A 20,577-nucleotide genomic window follows, 5' to 3' on the forward strand; every position below is an offset into this window, starting at 1 on the left:
CGGTGCCCTGGCGAACGCATGACGACGGGAGCCGCCGCCTCGGCGCTGTGCGATCAACTGCGCAAGAGCCGGCTGCGCGACAGCGAATAGCCGCTCGCCAGATCGTAGGCATGTCCGATCTGCAGCACCGCGGCATCGGCCTGCGCCGGGCCGATGATCTGGATGCCGACCGGCAGTCCGTCCGCATGAAAGCCTGCGGGCGCCGACAGCGCGGGCAGTCCGGCCATGGTCGCGGGCACGACCGTCTCCATCCAGCGGTGGTAGCTGTCCATGGCGCGGCCCGCGATCGCCTGCGGCCAGTCCTGCTCCACCGGGAACGGAAAGACCTGGGTCGCGGGCAGCACCAGGAAGTCGTACGTCTCGAACAGGCCTCTCAGCGTCTGGTACCAGGCGGAGCGAACGCGCGCAGCCTCGTAGATGTCGATGGCGGACAGCGCGAGCCCCCTTTCCACCTCCCAGACGGCCTCGGGCTTCAGCAGCGCACGCGATGCGTCGTTCCGGTAGGCCGCGGCAAGGCTGCCGGCCACGGAGAAGCTCCTCAGGTCGATCCAGGCGCGCCAGAGCTTCTCCAGGTCGAACGCCGGCAACACGGCCTCGACCGTGCAGCCGACCGTCTCGAAATGCCGCAGCGCGCTGCCGCAGACATCGAGCACGCCCGGCTCGGTCGCCAGGTGCCCGCCGAGATCGCCCATCCAGCCGATGCGCATGCCCCGCGGATCGCGGTCCAGGTCCACGGAGAAGCCGCCCTTCGGCTCCTGCCGCCGCGTCAGGGGCAGGCGCGCGTCGAAGCCGGCTTGCACCCCCAGCAGCAGCGCCAGGTCGGGGATGTTCCGGGCCATCGGACCGGTGACGCTGAACTGCTGGAAGAACACCTCGTCCGTCGGCCCGTGCGGCACGCAGCCGACCGATGTCCGCAGGCCATAGACGTTGTTGAACGACGACGGCGTGCGCAGCGAACCCATCATGTCCGAGCCGTCGGCCACAGGCAGCATGTGCAGCGCGACCGCCACCCCGGCGCCGCCGCTGCTGCCGCCCGCGGACTTCGTCGGGTCGAAGGCATTGCGCGTGCTGCCGTAGACCGCGTTGTAGGTATGGCCGCCGAGCCCGAACTCGGGCGTGTTGGTGCGGCCCACGAAGATCGCGCCGGCGGCGCGCATGCGCTCGAAGACGACGGCGTCCGTGGTCGTCACCTGGTCCTTGAGCAGGCGTGAGCCCTTGGTGGTGACCATGCCCGCGACCGGCATGATGTCCTTCGGCGCCTGCGGAAAGCCGTGCAGCGGGCCCAGGCTCTGTCCGTCGGCGAGTTGCCGGTCGCGCTCACGGGCGATCGCCAGAAGCGAGTCCGGCGCCTCCAGCGCCACGATGGCGTTGACGACGGGATTCAGCCTGTCGATCTGCGCGAGATAGGCGCCCATGACTTCGACGCATGACACGTCCCGCGCATGGATGGCGCGCGACAGATCGGTGGCGGTGGCCGACACGATGTCGGAGATCGGCGATGGAGATCGAGGAGATGTCGTGTTCATGCGAACAGGATACGGCGCTGCGCGACGTGTCGCCCCGACGGCCGTGAAGGTCAACGCACGGGCCAGAATCGCCGGATGGACCTGTTCAAGACCTTCGCGCTGTTCGTCGCCACCGCCCTCGCCGAGATCGCCGGCTGCTACCTGCCCTATCTCTGGCTGAGGCAAGGCCATTCGGCCTGGCTGCTGGTGCCCGCCGCGGTGTCGCTGGCACTGTTTGCCTGGCTGCTGACGCTGCACCCCGCCGCGGCGGGCCGCGTCTATGCAGCCTATGGCGGCGTGTACATCGGCGTCGCGCTGCTGTGGCTATGGGGCGTGGACAAGGTGCAACCGACGGCCACCGACTGGATCGGCGCGGCGGTGAGCCTGCTGGGGATGCTCATCATCATCGCGGGCCCGCGCCTGGCGCGCTGATGCACCGCTGATGCACATGCCCGCGCGGGCGTGCGCGGCCATCTAGAACCGCTGGCCGAACAGCTCCCCGCCGCGCGCCCGCAGCAGCGTCACCAGCCGCTGCGCCGCCGGCGACAGATAGCCCTGGCGCCGGTAGGTCACGCCGAGCCGGCGGCGCAACGTCGTCTCCTTCAGCGGGACCTCCCGCAGCCCGTCGGCCGCGCCCACGGTGTCCAGCGTGTGCCGCGACAGAAAGCTCAGCAGGTCGGTGCGTGCGATCAGCCGCGGCATCAGCGGTATCGAGTTGGCGTTGATCTGCACCGACGGCGCCGGCAGCCCGCGCGCTGCGAAGGCCTTGTCGAGCCATTCGCGGCTCGGGATGGACGCGACGGGCAGCACCCAGCGCCATGCGAGCAGCGCCTTCATGGTGATCTTCGGCAGCTGGAACACCGGATGCTCCGCGCTGGTCGCGACCACCACCACGTCCTCGACGATCGAGTGGGTGACGAAGGCGTCGTCGTGCTCGGGCATCAGGCCGATCAGCAGGTCGATGCTGCCTTCGCGCAGGCGCTCCCGCAACGCGATGCTGGGCGCGATCGTGATGTCGATCGTGGTGTCGCGTGCCTCGGCCAGCAGCAGGTTGCAGATCTCGGGCAGCACGTGGTCCGCCGCGATCGGCCCGCTGCCGATGCGCACATGGCCTGCGTTGCCCTGCGTGAAGTCGGCGATCTCGCGCACCGTCTCCTCGGTCGCGCCGCGCAGCATGCGCGCCCGCGCCAGCAGCAGGTCGCCGACCGGCGTGAGCTGGATGCCGCGGCCCTTGCGCTCGAACAGCGGACTGTCGAAGGCCTGCTCCAGGCGCTGCACGCACTTGGTCAATGCCGGCTGGGTGCGGCCCAGGCGTTCGGCCGCCAGGCCCAGGTTGCCGGTGTCGGCAATGACCTCGAAGTATTTGAGGTCGCGGTAGTTCAGGTCCATCTATGAATGCCAGGAATGGAAACATGAGAATTATCGAATGGACGGAATAGATAGGCATCCGCAGAATCGCGGCCATCAGGAGACGACCCGAATGACTTCCCCCCGCATGCCATCCCGCCTGCGCCGCACGCTCGCGCTGAGCGCCGCCGCACTCGCAGCCACCACCATCACTCTTTTGCCCGGCCTCGCCCAGGCCGCCGCCTATCCCGACCGGGCCATCACGATCGTCGTGCCCTATGTGCCCGGCGGCAACGTCGACACGACCGCACGCCTGGTCGGCCGCGTGATGTCCGAACAGCTCAAGCAACCCGTGCTGGTCGACAACCGCGCCGGCGCGGGCGGCATCATCGGCGCCGCCTTCGTCGCCAAGTCGAAGGCCGACGGCTACACGCTGCTGCTCGGCTCCAGCGCCACCATCGGCACCGCGCCGGCGGTGTATGCCAACGTCAACTACGACCCGACGCGCGACTTCGCGCCGATCGCCGGCATCAACACCGTGCCGATGGTGCTGACCGTCGCCAAGCGGCTGCCGCAGGCGCGCAGCTTCGCCGACGTGGTCGCCGCATCGAAGAAGCTCGAAGGCGGGATCAGCGTGGCGACGTCGGGCAACGGTTCGTCGAACCACCTGGCGCTGGAACTGCTCAAGCGCCAGAGCGGCCTGCACGCGACGCACGTGCCCTACAAGGGCGCCGCGCCCGCGCTGACCGACCTGCTCGGCGGCCAGGTCGACACGCAGATCGACCAGCTCAACTCGTCGCTCTCGTACCTGCGCAGCGGCACCGTGCATGCGGTGGCGCAGTTCGGCGCGAAGCGCTCCGCGCTGCTGCCCGACGTGCCCACGCTGGCCGAGCAAGGCGTGACCGGTTTCGACGCCGTGACCTACACCGGCCTGTTCGCGCCCGCCGCCATCCCGGCCGACGTGCGCAGCCGGCTGACCGCGGCGCTGCAAGCCGCCCTCAAGGACCCGGGCGTGGCCAAGGCCTTCAAGGACATGGGCGCCGAGATCATCACGTCCACGCCCGATGCCTTCCGCGACTTCGTGCAGGCCGACACCGCCAAGTGGCGCGCGACGGCCAAGGACGCGCACATCACCGTCGACTAAGACCCTCGTCCCCTTCCCCCCCTCTCTCGATTTCATGACCCACACCATCCTCGTGACCGCGCCCAAGCTCGCGCCCGCCGGCGTCGAGCTGCTGGCCCAGGCCGGCGCCCGCGTGCTGTACCTGCCGGCAGCGGACAGCGCCGACGACCTCGCGCGCATCCTCGCCACCGAACCGGTCGACGCCGTCATCTCGCGCACCATCGACCTGACGGCCGCGGCCATCGCGAGCTGCCCGACGCTCAAGGTGATCTCCAAGCACGGCGTGGGCGTGAGCAACATCGCCGTGGACGCCGCCACCGCGCGCGGCATTCCGGTCTACGTGACGCCGGGCGCCAACGCGCAATCGGTCGCCGAGATGACGCTCGGCCTGCTGTTCGCCGCCGCGCGCCGCATTCCCTGGATGGACACCGAGCTGCACGCCGGCCGCTGGTCGCGCGCGCAGAACGGCGTCGAACTCCAGGGCCGCACGATCGGGCTGATCGGCTTCGGACAGATCGGCCAGCGCGTCGCTTCGGTCTGTCTGGCGCTGGGCATGAAGGTCGTGGCCTTCGACCCCGCGCTGCCTGCATCACCTGCGGGCCAGAGCCCGGTCGCCGGTGCCCGGCTGCTGGGCTCGGTCGACGAGCTGCTGGCGCTGAGCGACGTGCTCAGCCTGCACGTGCCCCTGAACAGGCACACCCGCAACATGATCGGCGCGGCGCAACTGGCGCGCATGCCGGCCGGCGCGATCCTGATCAACACCGCGCGCGGCGAAGTCGTGGACGAGCCCGCGCTGATCGACGCGCTGCGCAGCGGCCGGCTCTTCGCGGCGGGCCTCGACACCATGGCCGTGGAGCCACTGCCCGCCGACAGCCCGCTCGCGTCGCTGTCCAATGTCGTGCTGACGCCGCACGTCGGTGGCTCGACGCCCGCCGCGCTCGCCGGCATGGCGACCGGCGCCGTGCGCAACGTGCTCGGCTGGCTGCAGGGGCAGCCCGCACCGGCCAGTGCCTGCGTCAACCCCGAAGTCCTGACAACCCTTTCCACCAAGGCAACCGCATGACCACCACATCCACCTCCGACAAGCTCCAGTGGCCCGCCGGCTACCGCATCAACCCACGCGCCGAAGGGCCGGCACCCGACGTCGTCGCGGCCTTCCGCGAGATCCCGGTGGCCGCCATCGGCGACTCGATGAGCCGCAACATCGGCACGGTCGGCTTGCGCCAGTACCACGCGCGCCTGGAGACGGTGCTGTGCGGCCCGGCCGTGACCGTGCGCGTGCGCCCCGGCGACAACCTGATGATCCACAAGGCGCTGATGATGGTTCAGCCCGGCGACGTGCTGGTCATCGATGGCGGCGGCGACGTGTCGCAGGCGCTGGTCGGCGGGCTGATCCGCACGACCTGCGTCGCCAAGAAGCTCGGCGGCCTGGTGATCGACGGCGCGGTGCGCGACCTGGTCGAATGGGCCGAAGACGGCATGCCGATCTTCGCGCGCGGCCACACGCACCGCGGCCCGAGCAAGGACGGCCCGGGCGAGGTCAACGTGCCGGTCTCGTGCGCGGGCCTGGTCGTGCTGCCTGGCGACCTGATCGTCGGCGATGCCGACGGCGTGATCGCCATACCGGCGGCCGAGGCCGAGGACATCCTTCAGCGCGGCCGTGCGCACCTCGGGAAGGAAGCCAAGATCCGCGCCGCCAACGCCACCGGCACGTCCGACCCGGAGCGCTTCGACGCGACACTGCGCGCCAAGGGACTGCCGGTCTAGCATGCAGGCGGACAGCGCCGCCGCCACGCCGGCACGGCCGGGCGTGGTGGACTGCCACCACCACATCTACGACAGCCGCTTCCCGGCGGACCCGCGCGCCACCCTGCGTGCACCCGACGCAACCGTCGGCGACTACCGGCGGCTGCGCGCGCAACTGGGCATCACGCACAGCGTGATCGTGCAACCCTCGACCTACGGCACCGACAACCGCGGCCTGGTCGACGCGCTCGATCAGCTCGGGCCGGCCGCCCGCGGCATCGCCGTGGTCGACAGCACGGTGAGCCGCGCGGAACTCGACCGGCTGCATGCGGCCGGCGTGCGCGGCGTGCGCTTCAACCTGTCGCGGCCGGCCGGTGCGCCGTTCGAGGACATCGACCTGCTCGCACGCGCGATCGCGCCGCTGGGCTGGCATGTGCTGATCCATGCGCTGGCCGACGCCTTGCTGCCGGCGATCGAGCGGCTGCGGCGCCTGCCGGTGCCGGTGGTGATCGATCATCTGGGCCGGCTACCGCAGCCGCTCGGCACGGGCCATCCGGCCTTCGCCGCGCTGCGCCGGCTGGTCGATGAAGGCAACACCTGGATCAAGCTTTCGGGCGTGTACCACGACAGCCGGTCGGGCGCGCCCGACTATGCGGACGCCGCCACGGTGTTCCGCGCATGGGTCGAGGCGGCACCGGAGCGCGCGCTGTGGGGCACCGACTGGCCGCACACCGCCGCCGCGGCCGGCGAGAAGCCGATGCCCGACGATGGGCGCCTGCTGGAACTGGTCGGCGACTGGGTGCCCGATGCCCGGCAGCGCCGGCGCATCCTGAGCGACAACGCGGTAGCGTTCTACGGGTTCGGCTGAGGCGCCGATCCCGCGCCGCGCGGGCTCGGAAATTGCGTCGGGCATCGCGCCGCATCCCGCGCCCGAAGGCTCGTTGATGGGCGAAGATAAGCACCATGCCGAACCTCGACGCCTCCTCGCTCGCGCTGATCGATGCCTGCTCCAGGGCATCGCTCGAACTCCTCGAAGCCAACCTGACGCCGCACGGCATCCTGGCCGCCAGCCGCACCGAAGCCGCCATCGCGCGGCGCTACACGCGCATCTTCGGCCGCGACGCGGCGATCTGCGTGATGGCGATGTGCGGCAGCGGCGTACCGGCGCTGGAGCAAGGCGCCGTCGCCAGCCTTGACGCGCTCGCGGCGCAGCAGGCGGCCAACGGGCAGATTCCCAAGTACGTCGACCCCGAAGGCCAGGACGCCGACTTCTGGTACCTGGGCTGCATCGACGCCACGCTGTGGTGGCTGATCGCGGTGGACCACGTGCGCCGCCATGGCGATGTCGGCGCGACGCACTGGGCCGACGGCGTGCGCCGCGCGATCGACTGGCTGCTGGCGCAGGAGCATCAGCACTTCCGGCTGCTGCAGCAGAACGAGGCCAGCGACTGGGCGGACATCATGCCGCGCTCGGGCTATGTGCTCTACAGCAATGCGCTCTGGTACGAGGTCAAGCGCCGCTTCGCGCTCGGCCAGGCGGAAGAAACGCTGTATCACTTCAACCACCTGTTCAACCCCTTCCAGGCCGACCTGCCCGAGTACCACCGCGCCCGGCTCCTGCGGCACTACGCGCGCCGCGGCCGGCGCGACCCCGGCCTGTTCCTGAGCTTCGTGAACCTGGCGGTCGTCGGCGACGAGGGCGACGTGTTCGGCAACCTGCTGGCGATCCAGAGCGGGCTGGCCGACGAGCCGATGGCGCATCGCATCGTCAAGACCATCACCGAGGCGCGTGCCAGCGACCCGTATCCGCTGCGCGTGGTGCTGCATCCGCTGTCGCAGCAGCATGAACTGTGGCGCGCCTACATGGGACGCCACCAGCAGAACATCGTCCACCAGTACCACAACGGCGGCATCTGGCCCTTCGTCGGCGGCTTCTGGGTGATGGCGCTGGCCCGGCTCGGCCTGCACGACCAGGCCTGGCCCGAACTGGCCAAGCTTGCGCATTCGAACCAGCTCGACGACTGGCGTTTCACCGAGTGGTTCCACGGCAAGACGCTGGCGCCGAAGGGCATGGCCGGACAGAGCTGGAATGCGGCGACCTTCCTGCTGGCGCAGCGGGCGTTGCAGGAGAGCGATGCGGGCTGGTGAATCAGCTTGCACCCCTTGAAGGCGGCAGAATGCAGGCGGGGCGGTTTTCCACCACCTAGGGGAAATGCAGCGATGAAAAGGCTTCAATGGCTGGTAGACGCACTGGACCATGCCCAGATTGCGTTCGTGATCCTCATGGGGGGAATCGTGTTCGGCCTGGCCTATGGCTGGATCGCCGGCGTGAGCGTCGTGGCAGTGACCGTGTGCATGCTCTACGGCATCCACCGCGCGTTCGAATCGCTCCGCCGCAAGTCGCTCGAGACGAAGATCCCACAACGCCGCTTCCCGGGACCTCGCAGCAAATAGGCGCTTCGGGCCCGATCGGCCACTCGCCATCCCTGTCTATGCGAGGCCGCCGGCCGCCTTCAAAGCCCGGCTGCGCTGCGCAAAGCGCGCGGCCCATTCCTCGACCGGCATGAAGCTCGGGTCGGTGTGCACCACGCGCTCGGTCTGCGCCCAGATCGCATCGTCGTCCTGGTCGAGGTCGAGCGGATCGCCGTGCGGCTGGCTCACGTACCAGGGCGTGTCGAGGTAGACCTCGACCGTGTTGTCCTCCGGGTCCATGCAGTAGATCGACAGCGCGTTGCCATGGTTCAGGCCGCGCATCTTCGTGGCGCCCAATGCCAGCGCACGGCGGCGCGCCTCGCGCAGATGGTCGATCGTCTTCACCTTGAACGACAGCTGCATCACGGTGCTGGGCGTGTCGGCACCACGGCCGCCGGCCAGCACCAGTTGATGATGCTGGTCGTCGCGCCCGCTGAGGAACACGATCTCGAAACGGAAGGTGACGCCCTCGCCGCGATCGGTTTCCTGCATGTCGAACACGCCCGTGTAGAACGCCTTCATCCGGTCCAGGTCGCGGCAGAAGATGCCGCAGTGCGACAGGTTGGGCACATAGGGTTGGGTCATGACCGTCTCCAGGCTTCTAGGGGACCAGAACGAGCTTGCCGAGCGAGCCGCCGCGGTCGAGCAGTTCGTGCGCGTGCCGCGCCTCGGCCAGCGGCAGGCGCGTGGCACGCGGCGCACGCACCTGGCCCGCCGCCATCAGCGCGATGGCCTGCTCCATGAGGCCGCGGCGCTGGGCGATGTCGGCGTCGACCGTGTGGATCGAGAAGGTGCGGATGGCCAGGCTCTTGCCGAGCAGCTTGCGCAGTTCGTCGAACACATCGTTCGACGGCGGCCCGGCGAGGATGTTGTACGACACCGCCATGCCGAAGGGCGCGAGCGAGCGCAGACAGGCCACGAACAGGTCGCCGCCCACATGGTCGAAGGCCATGTCGACACCGCGCCCGCCGGTCATCGCCATCACGCGTTCGGACAGCGTGGCGGCGGTGCCGTCGATCACTTCATCAACGCCGTTGTCCAGCGCGAACGCACGCTTCTCGTCCGACGAGGCGGTGCCGATCACGCGCAGCCCGCGCGCCCGCGCCACCTGCGCCAGCGCGGTCGCCACGCCGCCGGCCGCACCGGGAACGAGGATGGCCTGCGCCGGCAGGTTGCCGTTGCTGGCCAGCAGCGCGATGGCGAGCTGGAAGTTGCCCAGGCTCACCGCGTCGTCGAACGCCAGGCTGGCCGGCAGCACGAAGGGCACGGCCTCGTCCACGCAGATGAACTCGGCGTAGCAGCCACCACGCTGCGGCAGCTCGCGTGCGCTGACCAGCACCCGCTCGCCGACCGCCAGCCGCGTCGCGCCATCACCCACCGCATCGACGACACCCGCCATCTCGTTGCCCGGGATCGCGGGCAGCGGCGGCATCCATTTGTAGGTGCCGTTGCGGATCAGCACGTCGGGGCCGCCGGCACCGATCGCCACCGCCTTCACGCGCACCTGCCCGGGTCCGGGCTCGGGCAGCGGCAGGTCGACCAGCGACAGCACCTCGGGTCCGCCGGTCTCGCGCAGTTGCACGGCCTTCATTGACTTGGCTTCCATGTCAGCGCTGCCCGTCGTGGACTGCGACCTTGTCCTTGGTCAGGCCGCCCAGCCGCGAATGGATGCGCCCGCCGTCGGCCATCACCAGCGCGAACAGGATCTCGTCGGGCCGCGGCGCGTCCTGGATGCCGACCTCGGCGCTGTTGAAGTGGCTGCGCACATAGGCCGCGTGGATGTAGTGCAGCGGCACCATCAGCCGGTAGCCCGTCGCGGCCACGGCCTTGGCCGCCGGCACGATGGCCTTGGGCTCGCCGAGCACCTGGCGCATCGCCCAGCCACCGGCCTCGTGCCAGACGGCGCCATGCTCCAGCTCGCCGTTCACGCCGACGATCGCGGCCTTGCTGTATGCCTCGACCCGGTCCTTGCCGAGCGTGTCGACCAGCTCCTCGGCCAGCAGGGTGCCGAGGCTGCGCAGCTCCGCCATGAAGGGCATCAGGTCGGGCTCGTAGCGGCCGGCATAGGGGTTGCGGATCACCGCGGCGGCGGCGGCCACGCGCAGCGGCCTGTCGGCGACCGGGCCGCCTTCGTGGTAGATGGTTTCCACCGTCAGGCTGCGCTTGCGCACGGAAATCAGTGACATGGGAATCGGTCCTTGGTTGCGTTCATTGCTTGGGTATCCTGGCATCGGCCACCACCTGGGTCCACTTGTCGACTTCCCGGGTGACCATGGTCTTCATCTCTTCGGGCGTGCTGCCGCGCGCCTCGCCGCCCATCTCTTCCAGGCGCTGGCGCACGCTGGCGACCTGCAGCGCGCGCGCCGTCTCGGCATTGAGGCGATCGATGACGGCCCGCGGCGTGCCGGCCGGCGCCATCAGCCCGGCCCAGGACCGCACGTCGTAACCGGCCACGCCCTGCTCGTCGACGGTCGGCACGTTCGGCAGGCCCGGCCAGCGCTGCGGTCCGGTGGCCGCAATGGCGCGGAGCTTGCCGGCCTGGATGTTCGAGATCACGGCCGTCGGCGGCGCGATGATGAAGGGCACATCGCCGCCGAGCAGTGCGGTCAGGGACGCCGCGTCGCCGCGGTAGGGCACATGCAGCATCGACACGCCGGCCATCTTCGACAGCAGCTCGCCCGCCAGATGGTGCGTGGAGCCGACACCGGCCGTGCCGTAGGCGATGGTGCCGGGCGCCGCCTGCGCCGACGCGAGGATCTCGCGCAGGCCGGTCACCCTGGAGTTGGCGTTGACGACGATCAGAAAGGGGAAGTAGGTGACGGTCGAGACCATCTCGAAGTCGCCCACCGACTTGTAGGGCAGCGTGTTGTAGAGCGCACCGGCCACGGCGTGCCCGCCGGTGGCCAGCAGCAGCGTGTAGCCGTCGGGCCTGGCGCGCGCCACGGTGGTCGCGGCGATGGTGCCGCCCGCACCCGACTGCGCCTCGACCACGATCGGCTGGCCGAGCGCCTTGCCCATCTCGATGCCGATCGCCCGGGCGATCGCGTCGGCGTTGCCGCCGGGCGCGAAGCCCTGGTAGATCTTGATCACGTGGTCCGGGTAGGCCTGGGCGAACGCGCGGGGCGCCAGGCCGGCCAGCGCGGCTGCGCCGCCCGCTGCGATGAGCTGTCTTCTTTGCATTGTCTTGTCTCCGTGCGCGGCGGCCTCGTGCGGGCCGATGCTCTGCGCTTGTGGTGGTGTGGGGCGGCTGGCGTCGGGGCTGTGGCCGTCAGTCCTGGGCGACGACCGGATTGCGCAGCAGGCCGACCGCTTCGATCTCGACCTCGACGACGTCGCCAGGCTTCATGAAGAGCGGCGGCTTCTTGCTCCAGCCCACGCCGGCCGGCGTGCCGGTGGCGATCACGTCGCCCGGCACCAGCGTGAAGATGGTCGACGCATAGGCGATGAGGCGCGGGATCGAGAAGATCATGTGGCCCGTGTGGCTCGACTGCACCACCGTGCCGTTGAGGCGTGTTTCGAGCTTCAGCTCGCGGCCCGGCGTGATCTCGTCGGCCGTGACCATCCAGGGGCCGAAGCCGCCGGTCGACTCGAAGTTCTTGCCCGATGCGATCTGCTTCGCGTGGAACTGCCACTCGCGCACGCTCGCATCGTTGTAGCAGCTGTAGCCGGCGACGTGGCGCCAGGCGTCGGCCTCCGCGATGTCACGGCCGCCCTCGCCGATGATCACGGCCAGCTCGCCTTCCCAGTCGAGCGACTCGGAGACGCGCGGACGCACGATCGGGCCGCCATGCGGCGTCTGCGAGCGCCAGACCCGCAGAAAGATCGGCGGCTGTTCGGACAGCTCGCGCTGCATGCCGGCCGCGAGAACTTCCTGGTGATGGTCCATGTAGTTGCGCACCGCGCAGACGATCTTCTCGGGCTTCGGGATCACCGGGAGATAGCGCACGTCGGACAGTTGCGCGTCGGCCGCCAGGCCGGCCACCAGCACATCGCGGCGTGCGAAGCCGGGGCTGGCGATGAAGTCGGCCAGCGTGGCGTGGCCGGTGCGGCTCGCCAGGTCGACGACACCGTCGCCGACGACGGCACCCCAGGTCTCGCGTCCGGCGAGCGAATAAGACAGCAGCTTCATGGTTGGTTTCCTTGGTCCGAAAGATCTGGAGAGCCGTTCTCGGCAGTTGCCGCAGCCTCGCTCCGATTAATGCACGAACGCATTTTTATGCACAAAATAATCGTAATGCATAGTGGTTTCCACCGAGCACAAAATCTCAGGGTTCGAACGGACAGGGAAAAGCGCACGCGCACGGGCAGCCATGCGGTCGTGCGCGTATTGCGGGGAGACGGGGGAAACAAGAGGCGCGGCGCATGCCGCGGGAGACATCGCCCGGCCGCGCATGCAGCGCGGCCACCGGCTCAACGCATCAGGACGTCAGTTCCTGGCGTCGCGCCCGGTCGCGGTACCGAGCACCGCCATGACGTTGCGCTGCGTGCTGAGGATGTGTTCCTCCAGCAGCGCGCAGGCGGTGTCGGCATCGCGTCGCAAGGTCGCGTCCATGATCTTGCGGTGCTCGTTCGACTTGCGCCGCGCGGTCTTGCGAAAGCGCGCGGAGTAGCGCCGGTAGCGCTCCGCCTGGTCGAACAGGCTTGCGCTCCAGTTGCGCATGCGCTCCGACGGGCAGGCTGCCAGCAACGCGAGATGGAAGGCGCAATGCAGGCCGGTCCAGTCCTCGTCGAGCACGACCGGACCATCGCCGAGGCGGGCTTCGACCTTCTCCAGCCGGTGATAGGCACCGACCACCGAGGCCTCCCAGGCGTCGTCGCCATGCAGGATGGACTCGCGCAGCGCAGGCACGTCGAGCATCACGCGCATCCGCGTGATGTCCGCCAGGTCCTCGGGCGAGATGTCCGCCACGCGAAAACCGCGGCGCTCGTCAGCACGGATCAGCCCCTCCTGCGCAAGGCGGCTCAGCGCTTCGCGCAACGGGCTGCTGGAGAAGCCGTAGGCCGTCTGCAGCTCATCGAGCTTGAGCTTGGCGCCGGCGCCGTAGGTGCCCGAGAGCACGTCCCGCCGCAAGCGCGCGAATGCCTGGTCGACCAGCGGCGGCGTGCGGACGGGTTGCTCGGTTTTGTACATGCCCGGAATTTTATGCATAAAACTTTCACGGCGGACACGTCGTCGTGCCACCCTCGCCGTCCGCGACACCCGCAGACCCGCTCGCCCGGCCTCGCGTCGATGCCAGGCCGCCCGCCGCTAGGCCCACAACGATTGCTGGCCGGCCGCCGGCGCTCCCGCCACGCGGCATTCGATGCCGTCGCCCACCCGCAGGGTGCCGCCTTGCATCACCCGGGCCGTGACACCGCCGTGGCCACGCACCGCGTTGTAGCCGCCCGGCCCGAGCGCCTCTTCCATGCGCGAGCAGGGCTCGCAAGGGCCGGTGATCTCCAGCACGACCTGGTCGCCGATGTGCAGATGCAGCGGCTGGTCGCGGAACAGCGTGCGCGCGGCCAGCAGGTTGAGTCCGGACACCACCAGGTTGCGGCGCAGCAGCGCCGGCGTCACGCCCACGCCGCCCGCGAGCGCGGCGATCACCGGCAGATGTTCCTGCTGGATCAGCGTGACCTGGCGCCTTCCGCCCGGCCGCGCCGCGCTACTGCGGTCGCCGGCCAGTCCGCGCTCCGCGATGGCCGTGGCCTCTTCGACCGCCTGCACCGCCACGCCACGCGCCGGGCGCAGCAGGATCGCCTGCAGGCGGCCGGCCTGCGCGAAGCGGCGCGTCATGGCGCGCAGATCGTTCTTCACTGCTGCAGGCGCAGGAGCAGCTCGGTCGTCGGGAAGCCGTCCGCCGGCAAACCGACGCTCTGCTGGTAGCCACGGACGCCGCGACGCGTCGACGGACCCATCACCCCGTCGGGGTTGCCGGCAGCAAAGCCGCGTTGGTTCAGCACGGTCTGCAAGGTGCTGACCTGGCTTCGGCTCAAGGGCTGCAGGTCGCGCGGCCAGCCTGCGATCACGCCGGACCCACCGGCCAGTTGCCGGGCCAGCAAACCGACGGCGAGCGCATAGCTGGTCGAGTTGTTGTAGCGCAGGATCGTGCGGAAGTTCGGCCCCACCAGGAAGGCCGGGCCGCGCGCACCGGCCGGCAGAAGAACCTCGCCGTCCGCCAGTGCGGGCAGCGGTCCGCCATCCATCGACTGCACACCTTCGGCCGCCCATTGCGCAGCCGCCTGCCGCACGCTGCCGTCGGCCCGCGCGTAGTCGAAGCCTGCGGGCAGGCGCACTTCGGCGCCCCAGGGGCTGCCGGCCTGCCAGCCGGCACGCGCGAGGAAGTTGCCGGTCGAGGCCATCACGTCGGCCATGCTGCCCCAGATGTCGCGTCGGCCATCACCGTCGGCATCGACCGCGAAGGCCAGGAAGTTGGACGGCATGAACTGCGTCTGCCCCATCGCGCCGGCCCAGGAGCCGACCATGTGGATGCGATCGATGTCGCCGTTGTCGAGAATCTTCAGCGCGGCCAGCAGCTCACGGCGCGCCCAGTCCTCGCGGCGGCCGTCGACCCCGAGCGTGGCCAGCGCGTCGATGGTCCGCGTGCTGCCGTAGTTGCCGCCGTAGTTGCTCTCCATGCCCCAGATGGCCACCAGGATCTCCGCCGGGACGCCGTAGCGCGCCGACGCCGCCGCCGTTTCGCGCTGCACCTGCGCCAGCTTGTCCTGGCCGGTTGCGATTCGCGCGGGGCTGACCGCGTTGTCGAGGTAGGTCCAGACGGGCCGCGTGAACTCCGGCTGGGCGCGGTCCAGTTCGACGACGCGCGGCAGGTATTCGACGTCGTCCAGCGCCGTGAGGGTCGACGCCCGGATGCCCATCGCCAGCGCGCTCGTGCGCACGCCGGCCAGCCACTGCATCAGCCGCTGTTGCTGCTGCTGTTGCTGGGGCGGTGCGTCGGCAGGCGCTACCGCCGGGACCGAAGGCTGTGGCAGCGGCGGTCGGGACGACTGCGCCGGAGGTGGTGGCGGCGCAGGAACCGCGGCGCAACCCGCGAGCACGACGACGGCCATCGCGACGCACGCGAGTCCCCAGCGCGGCGCGGCAACGGTCATGCGGGAGCCAGAGGCTGTGGGGGCTGTGGTGACAGTGCAATGCATCGTGAAGATTCTCGCCCGCACGCCGGCGGGCCGGGCGTCAGCCAAGACCGGGGAAGCGGCGGAGACAGCGGCCACCCTGCGTCGCGCGGCCGGAGCCTCCGGCGCACGGCCTCGCGGCGGCCGCGGCGGCCGCGGCGGCCGCGGCGGCCATTCGCCGCGTCAGCGTCAGCGCCAGCCCAGCGCCGGCGCCACGTGGGTCAGGATCGCCTCGATCACATGCGCGTTGTAGTCGACGCCCAGCTGGTTCGGCACGGTCAGCAACAGGGTGTCGGCCTCGGCGATGGCCTCGTCCTGCGCCAGTTGCCGGACCAGCACATCCGGTTCCGCCGCATAGCTGCGACCGAAGATCGCCTGGGTCTTGTCGTCGATGAATCCGACCGTGTCGTCGTCCTGGCCGCTGCGCCCGAAGTACATGCGGTCCCGATCGTTCACCAGGGCGAAGATGCTGCGGCTCACCGACACCCGCGGCGCGCGCGTGTGGCCCGCCTCCTTCCAGGCCTGTCGGTACATCCGGATCTGCTGGGCCTGCTGGACATGGAACGGCTCGCCCGTCTCGTCGTTCTTGAGGGTCGAGCTCTGCAGGTTCATGCCGAGTTTCGCGGCCCAGACCGCAGTCGCGTTCGAACTCGATCCCCACCAGATGCGTTCGCGCAGGCCTTCGGAATGCGGCTCGACACGCAGCAGCCCGGGCGGGTTCGGAAACATCGGACGCGGATTGGGCTGCGCGAACCCTTCGCCCTGCAGCACATCCAGGAAGGTTTCGGTGTGCTGCCGGGCCATGTCGGCCTCCGTCTGGCCCTCGGCCGGCCCGTAGCCGAAATAGCGCCACCCATCGATCACCTGCTCGGGCGATCCACGGCTGATGCCGAGCTGCAGGCGCCCGCCCGCGATGAGGTCGGCAGCACCCGCCTCCTCGGCCATGTTGAGCGGGTTCTCGTAGCGCATGTCGATCACGCCGGTGCCGATCTCGATGCGGCGTGTCCGCGCGCCGACGGCGGCCAGCAGCGGGAAGGGTGCGCTGAGCTGGCGGGCGAAATGGTGCACCCTGAAATAGGCGCCATCCGCCCCCAGTTCCTCGGCGGCCACGGCCAGCTCGATGGACTGCAGGAGTGCGTCGGCGGCCGAACGCGTCTGCGATTGCGTGGACGGCGTCCAGTGGCCGAACGAGAGAAATCCGATCTTCTTCATGTGATGCGCTTAAGAGGAGTGAGGCATGAACCCATGCCGCCCCGACCCGCCCCGATGCCGGAAAGCATCCGGCCGGCGGCCGGCGGCTGGAACCAGGCCACTATGCCCAATTCCGGAAGACCTTTGCGCCGCCGAGGCCCATGCAGCCCGCGGCGCAGCCGATGCGCAACGCGTTCATGGCCGCAGGGGATGCTGCCAACTCTTGTAGACGAACTCCAGGCTGTACCCGTCGGGGTCGAGCACGTTGGCCGCGTAGTAGCGCGGGTCGTAATGCAGCCGTGCGCCCGGTGCGCCGTTGCCGGTGGCGCCGGCGGCCAGGGCCGCGGCGTAGGCCGCATCGACCTGCGACGTGCCCGCGCCGACAAAGCCGACATGAACCGCCCGCCCGTCGGCGCTGCCTTGCCGCAGCCAGAAGAAGACACGCCCGTTCGCGCCGAAACCCTTGAGGTCGGGATGGCCCGGCGGGCCGTCCTTGCCGTCGTAGTCGTGCTGGTGGCCGATGCCGAGCGGCGCAAGGGCCGCGGTGTAGAACGCGACGGATCGCGCGACGTCGCTGACCGTCAGGAAGATGTGATCGAGCATGGGCTGTTCCTTTGCGTCAGATGCTGTAGCCACCGGCGACTTCGATGTTCTGCGCGTTGACCCACGCGTTGTCCGCGGACAGCAGGCTGGCGACCACGCGACCGACGTCGTCGGGCGCACCGATGCGGCCCAGCGCCGTCTGTCCGGCGAGCATCTCGACGAATGCAGGGCTCTGGTCCAGCGCTTCGCTGGTCATGTCGGTGCGGATCGCGCCCGGAGAGATCGAGTTCGCCCGGATGCGGCGCGGCCCGAACTCCTTGGCCATGCAGCGCGTGAGCACTTCCAGCCCGCCCTTGAAGGCCGCATAGGGCGCCGTGCCGGGCGTTGCCACACGGGTGGTCGCGCTGGTCATGTTGATGATCTGGCCGCCGTCGGCCATCAACGGCAGCAATGCCTGGGTCAGGAAGAACGGGCCCTTCAGATGCACGTTCAACAGGCCGTCGAACTCGGCTTCGGAGACGGTCTCGATCGGGTTGAAGGCGCCATAGCCGGCGTTGTTGACCAGCGCGTCGAAGCGGTCGCGGCCCCAGGTGGCGTCGAGCGTTGCGGCGACCTTGTCCCGGAAGGCCGCGAACGACGCGACCTTGCTCACGTCCAGCGCCAGGGCCACGGCCTTTCCGCCTTCGGATTCGATCTGCCGAACGAGCTGCTCGGCGCCGGCCGCGTGGTGGTTGTAAGTCAGGATGACGCCCATGCCGCGCCTCGCGGCGTGGATGGCGGCGCTGGCGCCAAGGCCTCGGCTCGCGCCGGTGATGATGACGATGCTCATGTGTTTTCTCCGTGTGGAAAGCGATGCCTGAACGATAGGCGCGGGCCTCTGCGCGAAGCTGCCCTTTCCTGCCTCAAACCTGCCTGTTCCTGCTTTCGCGCTTGCGGCGCGCATTCATCTGCGGTTTGATGCAAGCCATGGAAGATCAACTCGAAGAGCTTCGGCGGCTGGCCGCGGCGAAGGCCCGGAACCGGATGACCGAATCGGGCATCCCGCGCGTGGCCATGGTGCAGGGCCGGATTCCGGAGCACGAGCTGAATGCCGTGTACGACCCGATGGTCAACCTGATCCTGCAGGGCAGCAAGTCGATGACCGTGGGAAGCAAGACGCTTCACTATTCGCCGGCCAGCTATTTCGTCATGTCCGTCGACCTGCCGGCGGCCGGCACGGTGCGACCGGCGGCAACCGGTGAACCCTATCTGGCCGTCGCCCTGACGCTGCAGCCGGCGACGGTCGGTGCCCTGATGGCCGACTTGCCTGAATTTGCCTGTGCCGAAAAGGCGCGCGCCGGCTTCTCGGTGGCGTCGGTCACCCCGGAACTGATGGATGCATGGGTCCGGATGCTGCGGCTGATGGAGCGCCCGGCCGACATCCCGGCACTGGCGCCGGTGTACGAGCGCGAGATCCTCTACCGGGTCCTGCAGGGCCCGCACGGCGCCATGCTGCGGGACATCGCCTCACCCGACAGCGCCATCGCGCGCGTCATGCTGGCGATCCAGCGCATTCGCCGCGACTTCGCCGAACCGCTGCGGGTCGAGACCCTGGCGCGGGTGGCGGCCATGAGCGAATCTGCATTCCATCGGCATTTCAAGGCGGTCACCGCCCTGAGCCCCTTGCAGTACCAGAAGCGTGTGCGCTTGCTGCGCGCTCGCACCCTGCTGGTGGCCGAAGGACGGAACGTCACCTCGGCGGCCTTCGAAGTCGGCTACGAAAGCCCGACGCAATTCAGCCGGGAGTACGCCCGTGCATTCGGACTGCCGCCGGGGCGCGACTCGGAACAGATACTTGCCAAGTACGCGCCTGGGAGGTCTTGAGGGAACGCAGAGCGCAAGACGTGCGTCACACCGCCGTGCCGTCCCGCAGCCGCTCCCGCACGTCGGCGCGCAGCAGGTCCTTCTTGACCTTGCCCGATGCCGTCTTCGGGAAGTCGTCGACGAAGATGAAGCGCTCCGGGTACTTCTGCTTCGCCACGCCCGCAGCGTCGAGCAGCGCGGTGATGTCGGCCGTCGTGACGCTCGTGCCCGGCTTGGCGATCACGTAGGCACAGACCGTCTCACCCAGCCTGGCGTGCGGCATCGCGACCACGGCCGCGTTCATCACGCACGGATGCTGGTGCAGCAGGTCCTCGACCTCCTTGGCGCTGATCTTCTCGCCGCCACGGTTGATCAGGTCCTTGATGCGGCCGGTGAAGACCACCGCGTTCTCGGCCGTCACATAGCCGATGTCCCCCGTGCGGAAGAAGCCGTCCGCGTCAAAGGCCTCGGCCGAATGCACCGGGTCGGCATAGCCGAGAAACAGCGACGGGCCACGCGCGCAGATCTCGCCCTCCTGGCCGATCGGCAGCGTGTGGCCTTCGAGATCGACCACGCGCACGTCGTAGTCGACGATCTCGCCGTCGGTCTCGGCCGCGAGCCGTTCCTGCCCGGGCGCGCAGAAGCCCATCGTGATCATCGGCGCCTCGCTCGAACCGTAGACGCGGAAGGACCGGCAGTTGGGCAGCACGCGGGCCACGCGGTAGATGATCTCGGGCGCCACGGCCGCACCGCCGCACGGAAACAGGCGCAGCGACGGCAGGGTGCGGCCGGACGCCTCGGCCACGTCCATCAGCTCCTGCAGGAAGGGCGTGGCGCCGATCGTGAAGGACACCTTCTCGCGCTCGATGATGTCGGCCGCCTGGGCCGCATCCCACTTCTCCATCAGCACGCAGCGCGTGCCCCGGTAGAACGGCATCTCCAGCCCGTGGCTGAAGCCGGTGACGTGTGTCACGGGCGACGGCATCAGCGTGGTGTCGCCGGGCGCGATGCCCCAGTGGTCCGCGCACATCAGCGTGGCGCGGATCAGCGAGTTGTGCGAATGCAGCACCGCCTTCGGCCGACCGGTGGTGCCCGAGGTGTAGAGCACGAGCTTGACGGCGTCGGGCGACACCGCCGGCAAGGCCGGCAGTGGCGGCGCATCGGCGATCAGGTCGCGCAGGTCGGTTTCCGACGTGGCGCCGTTGCCGCGCACGGTCCAGACATGGGCCAGGTTCGGCAACGACGGCCGCAGCCGCGCGAGCATCGCCGCGAAGTCGTGGCCGCGGAAGGTCTGCGCCACGAAGATGCCCTTGGCCCGGCTGTCCGACAGGATCAGTTCGACCTCGCGGTCGCGGTAGATCGTGACGATCGGGCACACGACGAGGCCGAGCAGGCAGGCGGCCAGGTCGATGAAGGCCGCCTCGTGCCAGTTGGGCATCTGGAAGGCCAGCACGTCGCCGGCCCGGAAGCCGCGCTGCCACAGCGCAGCGGCCAGCCGGGCGGCGCCGTTCCAGACTTCGCCAGCGGTCACGTCGCGGCCGCCGCAGACCTGGGTCACGCGCTGCGGCTCGCTCTCTGCCATCTCGCGGGCCGCGTCGGCCAGCGTGCGGTTCAGCCACCGTCCCTCGCGCACCCACTGCGCGGCGCGCGTGTCGTCCCACTGGATGTTCCAGCCGCTGATGTCGTGTCTCAAGA

At 69.7% G+C, this 20,577-nt stretch carries 22 protein-coding genes; 8 read left to right on the forward strand and 14 right to left on the reverse strand.

Annotated elements, in window-relative coordinates; genetic code table 11:
- Positions 1–53 precede the first annotated feature (53 nt).
- Positions 54–1,526, reverse strand: coding sequence for an amidase (locus AC07PZ_RS04230; RefSeq protein WP_495293759.1), 1,473 nt, complete (start codon positions 1,524–1,526; stop codon positions 54–56).
- Between the two features lie 75 nt (positions 1,527–1,601).
- Here AC07PZ_RS04230 and AC07PZ_RS04235 point away from each other — a divergent pair, with 75 nt between their 5' ends.
- A complete protein-coding gene (locus AC07PZ_RS04235) occupies positions 1,602–1,937 on the forward strand; it encodes a YnfA family protein (RefSeq protein WP_495293760.1) in 336 nt (111 codons plus the stop codon).
- 42 nt (positions 1,938–1,979) lie between these two features.
- Here AC07PZ_RS04235 and AC07PZ_RS04240 read toward each other — a convergent pair whose 3' ends face one another.
- Entirely contained in the window at positions 1,980–2,894 is a 915-nt protein-coding gene (locus tag AC07PZ_RS04240; protein ID WP_495293761.1) for a LysR family transcriptional regulator, read from the reverse strand.
- A 91-nt stretch (positions 2,895–2,985) separates the two neighbouring features.
- Here AC07PZ_RS04240 and AC07PZ_RS04245 point away from each other — a divergent pair, with 91 nt between their 5' ends.
- The 6 genes from AC07PZ_RS04245 (at position 2,986) to AC07PZ_RS04270 (ending at position 8,175) form a co-directional block, all read left to right on the forward strand.
- The gene (locus AC07PZ_RS04245) at positions 2,986–3,996 is read left to right on the forward strand and encodes a Bug family tripartite tricarboxylate transporter substrate binding protein (RefSeq protein WP_495293762.1); all 1,011 of its coding nucleotides are present in this window, start codon (positions 2,986–2,988) and stop codon (positions 3,994–3,996) included.
- Positions 3,997–4,030: 34 nt separating this feature from the next.
- A complete protein-coding gene (locus AC07PZ_RS04250; protein WP_495293763.1) occupies positions 4,031–5,038 on the forward strand; it encodes a hydroxyacid dehydrogenase in 1,008 nt (335 codons plus the stop codon).
- Entirely contained in the window at positions 5,035–5,742 is a 708-nt protein-coding gene (locus AC07PZ_RS04255; protein WP_495293764.1) for an RraA family protein, read from the forward strand. Before AC07PZ_RS04250 ends, AC07PZ_RS04255 begins: the two co-directional genes overlap by 4 nt.
- 1 nt (position 5,743) lies before the next feature.
- Complete coding sequence (locus tag AC07PZ_RS04260; RefSeq protein ID WP_495293765.1) at positions 5,744–6,589, forward strand: amidohydrolase family protein; 846 nt, start codon at positions 5,744–5,746, stop codon at positions 6,587–6,589.
- A 95-nt stretch (positions 6,590–6,684) separates the two neighbouring features.
- A complete protein-coding gene (locus tag AC07PZ_RS04265) occupies positions 6,685–7,869 on the forward strand; it encodes an amylo-alpha-1,6-glucosidase (RefSeq protein WP_495293766.1) in 1,185 nt (394 codons plus the stop codon).
- Positions 7,870–7,941: 72 nt separating this feature from the next.
- Complete coding sequence (locus AC07PZ_RS04270) at positions 7,942–8,175, forward strand: hypothetical protein (RefSeq protein ID WP_495293767.1); 234 nt, start codon at positions 7,942–7,944, stop codon at positions 8,173–8,175.
- A gap of 36 nt (positions 8,176–8,211) precedes the next feature.
- Here the strand turns inward: AC07PZ_RS04270 and AC07PZ_RS04275 are convergent, their stop codons facing one another.
- From AC07PZ_RS04275 to AC07PZ_RS04325, 11 genes are all read right to left on the reverse strand, one after another.
- A complete protein-coding gene (locus tag AC07PZ_RS04275; RefSeq protein WP_495293768.1) occupies positions 8,212–8,778 on the reverse strand; it encodes a VOC family protein in 567 nt (188 codons plus the stop codon).
- Positions 8,779–8,794: 16 nt separating this feature from the next.
- On the reverse strand, positions 8,795–9,799 hold the full coding sequence (locus AC07PZ_RS04280; RefSeq protein ID WP_495293769.1) for a zinc-dependent alcohol dehydrogenase family protein: 1,005 nt from the start codon (positions 9,797–9,799) through the stop codon (positions 8,795–8,797).
- 1 nt (position 9,800) lies between these two features.
- Entirely contained in the window at positions 9,801–10,379 is a 579-nt protein-coding gene (locus AC07PZ_RS04285; RefSeq protein WP_495293770.1) for an amino acid synthesis family protein, read from the reverse strand.
- Positions 10,380–10,401: 22 nt separating this feature from the next.
- The gene (locus AC07PZ_RS04290) at positions 10,402–11,373 is read right to left on the reverse strand and encodes a tripartite tricarboxylate transporter substrate binding protein (protein WP_495293771.1); all 972 of its coding nucleotides are present in this window, start codon (positions 11,371–11,373) and stop codon (positions 10,402–10,404) included.
- Between the two features lie 88 nt (positions 11,374–11,461).
- Positions 11,462–12,322, reverse strand: a complete 861-nt coding sequence (locus AC07PZ_RS04295; protein ID WP_495293772.1) for a fumarylacetoacetate hydrolase family protein — start codon at positions 12,320–12,322, stop codon at positions 11,462–11,464.
- A gap of 297 nt (positions 12,323–12,619) precedes the next feature.
- On the reverse strand, positions 12,620–13,342 hold the full coding sequence (locus tag AC07PZ_RS04300) for a GntR family transcriptional regulator (protein ID WP_495293773.1): 723 nt from the start codon (positions 13,340–13,342) through the stop codon (positions 12,620–12,622).
- A 99-nt stretch (positions 13,343–13,441) separates the two neighbouring features.
- The gene (locus tag AC07PZ_RS04305) at positions 13,442–13,969 is read right to left on the reverse strand and encodes an MOSC domain-containing protein (protein ID WP_495293774.1); all 528 of its coding nucleotides are present in this window, start codon (positions 13,967–13,969) and stop codon (positions 13,442–13,444) included.
- Between the two features lie 17 nt (positions 13,970–13,986).
- Positions 13,987–15,285 (reverse strand): lytic murein transglycosylase, encoded by a 1,299-nt coding sequence (locus tag AC07PZ_RS04310; RefSeq protein ID WP_495293775.1) that lies wholly within the window; start codon positions 15,283–15,285, stop codon positions 13,987–13,989.
- 210 nt (positions 15,286–15,495) lie between these two features.
- A complete protein-coding gene (locus AC07PZ_RS04315) occupies positions 15,496–16,518 on the reverse strand; it encodes an LLM class flavin-dependent oxidoreductase (protein WP_495293776.1) in 1,023 nt (340 codons plus the stop codon).
- A 174-nt stretch (positions 16,519–16,692) separates the two neighbouring features.
- Positions 16,693–17,100 carry a VOC family protein gene (locus tag AC07PZ_RS04320; RefSeq protein WP_495293777.1) on the reverse strand — a complete coding sequence of 136 codons (408 nt, stop codon included), beginning with the start codon at positions 17,098–17,100 and terminating at the stop codon, positions 16,693–16,695.
- 16 nt (positions 17,101–17,116) lie between these two features.
- Positions 17,117–17,869 (reverse strand): SDR family NAD(P)-dependent oxidoreductase, encoded by a 753-nt coding sequence (locus AC07PZ_RS04325; protein ID WP_495293778.1) that lies wholly within the window; start codon positions 17,867–17,869, stop codon positions 17,117–17,119.
- A gap of 218 nt (positions 17,870–18,087) precedes the next feature.
- Between AC07PZ_RS04325 and AC07PZ_RS04330 the strand changes: the two genes are divergently transcribed.
- Positions 18,088–18,903 (forward strand): AraC family transcriptional regulator, encoded by an 816-nt coding sequence (locus AC07PZ_RS04330; protein WP_495293779.1) that lies wholly within the window; start codon positions 18,088–18,090, stop codon positions 18,901–18,903.
- Positions 18,904–18,928: 25 nt separating this feature from the next.
- Here the strand turns inward: AC07PZ_RS04330 and AC07PZ_RS04335 are convergent, their stop codons facing one another.
- Positions 18,929–20,575, reverse strand: coding sequence for an AMP-binding protein (locus tag AC07PZ_RS04335; RefSeq protein WP_495293780.1), 1,647 nt, complete (start codon positions 20,573–20,575; stop codon positions 18,929–18,931).
- Between the last annotated feature and the right edge of the window lie 2 nt (positions 20,576–20,577).

Source organism: Variovorax sp. GW821-FHT10B04 (genome assembly GCF_059415645.1).

Bases quoted from the DNA above. Each gene is read 5' to 3' on its own strand.
- AC07PZ_RS04230 (WP_495293759.1), bottom strand. From the start codon at position 1,526: ATGAACACGACATCTCCTCGATCTCCATCGCCGATCTCCGACATCGTG.
- AC07PZ_RS04235 (WP_495293760.1), top strand. From the start codon at position 1,602: ATGGACCTGTTCAAGACCTTCGCGCTGTTCGTCGCCACCGCCCTCGCC.
- AC07PZ_RS04240 (WP_495293761.1), bottom strand. From the start codon at position 2,894: ATGGACCTGAACTACCGCGACCTCAAATACTTCGAGGTCATTGCCGAC.
- AC07PZ_RS04245 (WP_495293762.1), top strand. From the start codon at position 2,986: ATGACTTCCCCCCGCATGCCATCCCGCCTGCGCCGCACGCTCGCGCTG.
- AC07PZ_RS04250 (WP_495293763.1), top strand. From the start codon at position 4,031: ATGACCCACACCATCCTCGTGACCGCGCCCAAGCTCGCGCCCGCCGGC.
- AC07PZ_RS04255 (WP_495293764.1), top strand. From the start codon at position 5,035: ATGACCACCACATCCACCTCCGACAAGCTCCAGTGGCCCGCCGGCTAC.
- AC07PZ_RS04260 (WP_495293765.1), top strand. From the start codon at position 5,744: ATGCAGGCGGACAGCGCCGCCGCCACGCCGGCACGGCCGGGCGTGGTG.
- AC07PZ_RS04265 (WP_495293766.1), top strand. From the start codon at position 6,685: ATGCCGAACCTCGACGCCTCCTCGCTCGCGCTGATCGATGCCTGCTCC.
- AC07PZ_RS04270 (WP_495293767.1), top strand. From the start codon at position 7,942: ATGAAAAGGCTTCAATGGCTGGTAGACGCACTGGACCATGCCCAGATT.
- AC07PZ_RS04275 (WP_495293768.1), bottom strand. From the start codon at position 8,778: ATGACCCAACCCTATGTGCCCAACCTGTCGCACTGCGGCATCTTCTGC.
- AC07PZ_RS04280 (WP_495293769.1), bottom strand. From the start codon at position 9,799: ATGGAAGCCAAGTCAATGAAGGCCGTGCAACTGCGCGAGACCGGCGGA.
- AC07PZ_RS04285 (WP_495293770.1), bottom strand. From the start codon at position 10,379: ATGTCACTGATTTCCGTGCGCAAGCGCAGCCTGACGGTGGAAACCATC.
- AC07PZ_RS04290 (WP_495293771.1), bottom strand. From the start codon at position 11,373: ATGCAAAGAAGACAGCTCATCGCAGCGGGCGGCGCAGCCGCGCTGGCC.
- AC07PZ_RS04295 (WP_495293772.1), bottom strand. From the start codon at position 12,322: ATGAAGCTGCTGTCTTATTCGCTCGCCGGACGCGAGACCTGGGGTGCC.
- AC07PZ_RS04300 (WP_495293773.1), bottom strand. From the start codon at position 13,342: ATGCATAAAATTCCGGGCATGTACAAAACCGAGCAACCCGTCCGCACG.
- AC07PZ_RS04305 (WP_495293774.1), bottom strand. From the start codon at position 13,969: ATGACGCGCCGCTTCGCGCAGGCCGGCCGCCTGCAGGCGATCCTGCTG.
- AC07PZ_RS04310 (WP_495293775.1), bottom strand. From the start codon at position 15,285: ATGACCGTTGCCGCGCCGCGCTGGGGACTCGCGTGCGTCGCGATGGCC.
- AC07PZ_RS04315 (WP_495293776.1), bottom strand. From the start codon at position 16,518: ATGAAGAAGATCGGATTTCTCTCGTTCGGCCACTGGACGCCGTCCACG.
- AC07PZ_RS04320 (WP_495293777.1), bottom strand. From the start codon at position 17,100: ATGCTCGATCACATCTTCCTGACGGTCAGCGACGTCGCGCGATCCGTC.
- AC07PZ_RS04325 (WP_495293778.1), bottom strand. From the start codon at position 17,869: ATGAGCATCGTCATCATCACCGGCGCGAGCCGAGGCCTTGGCGCCAGC.